Source organism: Caldimonas taiwanensis NBRC 104434, assembly GCF_001592165.1.
GTDB classification, from domain to species: Bacteria; Pseudomonadota; Gammaproteobacteria; order Burkholderiales; family Burkholderiaceae_C; genus Caldimonas; species Caldimonas manganoxidans.
This window is the reverse complement of the sequence record NZ_BCWK01000040.1, coordinates 1-5,690: the sequence shown is the minus strand read 5'-3', so window position 1 is coordinate 5,690 and position 5,690 is coordinate 1. Positions and strand designations below refer to the sequence as shown.

Sequence of the window (5,690 nt, the reverse complement as noted above, 5' to 3'; positions counted from 1 at the left end):
CGAACCCCCACCGCCTTTGTTGGGGGTGGGGGTTGAGGGGATGTAGCCTGACGATGACCTACTTTCACACGGGAAGACCGCACTATCATCGGCGCTGAGGCGTTTCACTGTCCTGTTCGGGATGGGAAGGAGTGGGACCACCTCGCTATGGTCGTCAGGCGTAACTGGTTGCCGGGCTGAGGCTGGAGTTGTGGGGACTCAGCCTGGCGCATTCGTAGAGTCGCTGCCTGTTTTTTTGCGGGACAGGCGATCAGCGGGATTTGATTGCGTGCACTGTGGGGTCACAACGGGACTGACTCTTGTCCTTGGGGTTCGTTGGGGAACATCAAGGTTATAGGGTCAAGCCGCACGGGCAATTAGTACTGGTTAGCTTAACGCATTGCTGCGCTTCCACACCCAGCCTATCAACGTCCTGGTCTCGAACGACCCTTCAGGGGGCTCAAGGCCCCGGCAAGACTCATCTTGGGACGAGTTTCCCGCTTAGATGCTTTCAGCGGTTATCTCTTCCGCACTTAGCTACCCGGCGATGCCACTGGCGTGACAACCGGTACACCAGAGGTGCGTCCACTCCGGTCCTCTCGTACTAGGAGCAGGCTCCCTCAATCTTGCAGCGCCCACGGAAGATAGGGACCAAACTGTCTCACGACGTTTTAAACCCAGCTCACGTACCTCTTTAAATGGCGAACAGCCATACCCTTGGGACCGGCTACAGCCCCAGGATGAGATGAGCCGACATCGAGGTGCCAAACACCGCCGTCGATATGAACTCTTGGGCGGTATCAGCCTGTTATCCCCAGAGTACCTTTTATCCGTTGAGCGATGGCCCTTCCATACAGAACCACCGGATCACTTAGTCCTACTTTCGTACCTGCTCGACTTGTCAGTCTCGCAGTCAAGCACGCTTTTGCCTATGCACTATCAGCACGATTTCCGACCGTGCCTAGCGTACCTTCGAGCTCCTCCGTTACGCTTTGGGAGGAGACCGCCCCAGTCAAACTGCCCACCATGCACTGTCCCCGACCCCGATTCAGGGGCCTAGGTTAGAACCTCAAACACACCAGGGTGGTATTTCAACGTCGGCTCCACGGCACCTGGCGGCACCGCTTCAAAGCCTCCCACCTATCCTACACAGATCTGTTCAAAGTCCAATACAAAGCTACAGTAAAGGTTCATGGGGTCTTTCCGTCTTTCCGCGGGGAGATTGCATCATCACAAACATTTCAACTTCGCTGAGTCTCTGGAGGAGACAGTGTGGCCATCGTTACGCCATTCGTGCAGGTCGGAACTTACCCGACAAGGAATTTCGCTACCTTAGGACCGTTATAGTTACGGCCGCCGTTTACTGGGACTTCGATCAAGAGCTTGCACCCCATCACTTAATCTTCCAGCACCGGGCAGGCGTCACACCCTATACGTCGACTTTCGTCTTTGCAGAGTGCTGTGTTTTTATTAAACAGTCGCAGCCACCGATTCTCTGCGACCCCTTTGGGCTCCGTCTGTACAACTTCACCTACTTAGGGCACACCTTCTTCCGAAGTTACGGTGTCAATTTGCCGAGTTCCTTCTCCAGAGTTCTCTCAAGCGCCTGAGAATACTCATCACGCGCACCAGTGTCGGTTTGCGGTACGGTCGTCTGTAGCTGGAGCTTAGTGGCTTTTCCTGGAAGCAGGGTATCACTCGCTTCGGCGGCAAGCCGCCTCGTCATCACGCCTCATCTCAGACCCCCGGATTTGCCTAAGGGCCACGACTACACGCTTAAACCGGGACATCCAACACCCGGCCGAGCTAACCTTCTCCGTCCCCACATCGCACTACAGATCGGTACAGGAATATTGACCTGTTTCCCATCAGCTACGCATCTCTGCCTCGCCTTAGGGGCCGACTCACCCTACGCCGATGAACGTTGCGTAGGAAACCTTGCGCTTACGGCGAGGGGGCTTTTCACCCCCTTTAACGCTACTCATGTCAGCATTCGCACTTCTGATACCTCCAGCAGCCCTCACGAGCCACCTTCACAGGCTTACAGAACGCTCTCCTACCATCGTGTTGCCACGATCCGCAGCTTCGGTAACTGGCTTAGCCCCGTTACATCTTCCGCGCAGGACGACTCGATCAGTGAGCTATTACGCTTTCTTTAAATGATGGCTGCTTCTAAGCCAACATCCTGACTGTTTTAGCCTTCCCACTTCGTTTCCCACTTAGCCAATTTTGGGGACCTTAGCTGGCGGTCTGGGTTGTTTCCCTCTCGTGTCCGGACGTTAGCACCCGGTGCACTGTCTCCCAAGCTCTACTCATCGGTATTCGGAGTTTGCATAGGTTTGGTAAGTCGCCATGACCCCCTAGCCTAAACAGTGCTCTACCCCCGATGGTAATACTTGAGGCACTACCTAAATAGTTTTCGGAGAGAACCAGCTATTTCCAGGTTTGTTTAGCCTTTCACCCCTATCCACAGCTCATCCGCTACTTTTGCAACAGTAGTCGGTTCGGACCTCCAGCACCTGTTACGGTACCTTCATCCTGGCCATGGATAGATCACCTGGTTTCGGGTCTACACCCAGCGACTCAATCGCCCTGTTCGGACTCGGTTTCCCTGCGCCTCCCCTACTCGGTTAAGCTCGCCACTGAATGTAAGTCGCTGACCCATTATACAAAAGGTACGCCGTCACCCCTTGCGAGGCTCCGACTTTTTGTATGCATGCGGTTTCAGGATCTATTTCACTCCCCTCCCGGGGTTCTTTTCGCCTTTCCCTCACGGTACTGGTTCACTATCGGTCGATTACGAGTATTTAGCCTTGGAGGATGGTCCCCCCATCTTCAGACAGGATTCCACGTGTCCCGCCCTACTTGTCGCACGCCTAGTTCCACCACCCACTTTTCTCATACGGGGCTATCACCCACTATGGCCGGCCTTTCCAGACCGTTCTGATAAGTCGATGGCTAAATCGTGCAGGCTCCTCCGATTTCGCTCGCCACTACTTTCGGAATCTCGGTTGATTTCTTTTCCTCGAGCTACTTAGATGTTTCAGTTCGCTCGGTTCGCCTCGTTGACCTATGTATTCAGTCAACGATACCCTTGCGGGTGGGTTTCCCCATTCGGACATCTCCGGATCACAGCTCATTTGCCAGCTCCCCGAAGCTTTTCGCAGGCTATCACGTCCTTCATCGCCTGTAATCGCCAAGGCATCCACCACATGCACTTCGTCACTTGACCCTATAACGTTGACGTCCACCTCAGTGTCCGCCGTCAAGGACGCACCGATCTTGCGATCGGCTTCATGAGTATGTCGCGTTGTGCCGTCCTTCAAGCTTTGAATCTCTTCAAGCTGAAGTCTGGTGACGCAATCAAATGTCGTTGCTGGACCCAGCGCCTTCAGGCGCCTCCAGCAACAACGCTGATTCGACTCTACGAATTGTTAAAGAACAACAGCCGATTCCTCTTCGAATCGCTCATGCCAACCCCCCTCAAGGGCGCTGGCATGAGCGCTCGAGCACCCCTCCCAGCAGGGATGCGGTGGTGGACGGTGGTGGAGGATGACGGGTTCGAACCGACGACCCCCTGCTTGCAAAGCAGGTGCTCTCCCAGCTGAGCTAATCCCCCGTCGCACGCCAACGCGCGCTGGTGGGTCTGGTTGGATTCGAACCAACGACCCCCGCCTTATCAAGACGGTGCTCTAACCGACTGAGCTACAGACCCCCGCGTTGTCCTTGCGTGAACCGCAGGGCCTGCCTGGACGGCGCCGCTCATGTGCGCTCGGCCATCGCGCCGGCTCACGTTCCACTCACTGTTGCTTCTCAACAGCTACAGCCGATAAGTGTGGGCGCCTGACTCGAAATGCCTCTTTTCTCTGTGTACGCCAGGCTTGCTGAAGCTTCGAGCCGCTTGCGCAGCCCCATCCTCAGTGCCTCGGCTCATCCAGAAAGGAGGTGATCCAGCCGCACCTTCCGATACGGCTACCTTGTTACGACTTCACCCCAGTCACGAACCCTGCCGTGGTAAGCGCCCTCCTTGCGGTTAGGCTACCCACTTCTGGCAGAACCCGCTCCCATGGTGTGACGGGCGGTGTGTACAAGACCCGGGAACGTATTCACCGCGACATGCTGATCCGCGATTACTAGCGATTCCGACTTCACGCAGTCGAGTTGCAGACTGCGATCCGGACTACGACCGGTTTTCTGGGATTGGCTCCCCCTCGCGGGTTGGCAGCCCTCTGTACCGGCCATTGTATGACGTGTGTAGCCCTACCCATAAGGGCCATGAGGACCTGACGTCATCCCCACCTTCCTCCGGTTTGTCACCGGCAGTCCCATTAGAGTGCCCTTTCGTAGCAACTAATGGCAAGGGTTGCGCTCGTTGCGGGACTTAACCCAACATCTCACGACACGAGCTGACGACGGCCATGCAGCACCTGTGTCCAGGCTCTCTTTCGAGCACCCCCACATCTCTGCAGGGTTCCTGGCATGTCAAGGGTAGGTAAGGTTTTTCGCGTTGCATCGAATTAAACCACATCATCCACCGCTTGTGCGGGTCCCCGTCAATTCCTTTGAGTTTCAACCTTGCGGCCGTACTCCCCAGGCGGTCAACTTCACGCGTTAGCTTCGTTACTGAGGAAATGAATCCCCAACAACCAGTTGACATCGTTTAGGGCGTGGACTACCAGGGTATCTAATCCTGTTTGCTCCCCACGCTTTCGTGCATGAGCGTCAGTGCAGGCCCAGGGGACTGCCTTCGCCATCGGTGTTCCTCCGCATATCTACGCATTTCACTGCTACACGCGGAATTCCATCCCCCTCTGCCGCACTCTAGCCGTGCAGTCACAAATGCAGTTCCCAGGTTAAGCCCGGGGATTTCACATCTGTCTTGCACAACCGCCTGCGCACGCTTTACGCCCAGTAATTCCGATTAACGCTCGCACCCTACGTATTACCGCGGCTGCTGGCACGTAGTTAGCCGGTGCTTATTCTTCAGGTACCGTCATCACTCCGAGGTATTAGCCCAGAGCTTTTCTTCCCTGACAAAAGCGGTTTACAACCCGAAGGCCTTCTTCCCGCACGCGGCATGGCTGGATCAGGCTTGCGCCCATTGTCCAAAATTCCCCACTGCTGCCTCCCGTAGGAGTCTGGGCCGTGTCTCAGTCCCAGTGTGGCTGGCCGTCCTCTCAGACCAGCTACGGATCGTCGCCTTGGTAAGCCTTTACCCCACCAACTAGCTAATCCGACATCGGCCGCTCCAATCGCGCGAGGCCTTGCGGTCCCCCGCTTTCACCCTCAGGTCGTATGCGGTATTAGCTACTCTTTCGAGTAGTTATCCCCCACGACTGGGTACGTTCCGATGCATTACTCACCCGTTCGCCACTCGCCGGCATCCCGAAGGACCCGCTGCCGTTCGACTTGCATGTGTAAAGCATGCCGCCAGCGTTCAATCTGAGCCAGGATCAAACTCTTCAGTTCGATCTTCAAAACTCATCCGGAATTGAAGTGAACTTCACTTCTGCTTCCGTGAGCGTTCAGGAAAGTCTTTCAACTTCCCCACAAGGCATCCGCCTCAAACGCCCACGCTTATCGGCTGTATCTTGTTAAAGAACCCACACCACAAACAAAACCTTCGCTTCGTTTGCGTCGCCAATCAGTGATCAGCGAAGACCGAGATTATTGCAAGATTTTTATTTCCTTGTCAAGCGCTCGGTTATTTT

2 tRNA genes and 3 rRNA genes are annotated in these 5,690 nt (G+C 55.4%); all 5 read right to left on the bottom strand.

What is annotated here, in order from left to right:
- Positions 1 to 45: 45 nt before the first annotated feature.
- A 5S ribosomal RNA gene (gene rrf / locus CTA01S_RS15640) occupies positions 46 to 159 on the bottom strand.
- A 176-nt stretch (positions 160 to 335) separates the two neighbouring features.
- Positions 336 to 3,211, bottom strand: a 23S ribosomal RNA gene (locus CTA01S_RS15635).
- A gap of 311 nt (positions 3,212 to 3,522) precedes the next feature.
- Positions 3,523 to 3,598, bottom strand: a tRNA-Ala gene (locus CTA01S_RS15630).
- Between the two features lie 19 nt (positions 3,599 to 3,617).
- Positions 3,618 to 3,694 (bottom strand) — tRNA-Ile (locus CTA01S_RS15625).
- A 223-nt stretch (positions 3,695 to 3,917) separates the two neighbouring features.
- Positions 3,918 to 5,448: ribosomal RNA gene (locus CTA01S_RS15620) — 16S ribosomal RNA — on the bottom strand.
- Together the 16S, 23S and 5S rRNA genes with 2 tRNA genes alongside form the textbook arrangement of a ribosomal RNA operon.
- Positions 5,449 to 5,690 lie beyond the last annotated feature (242 nt).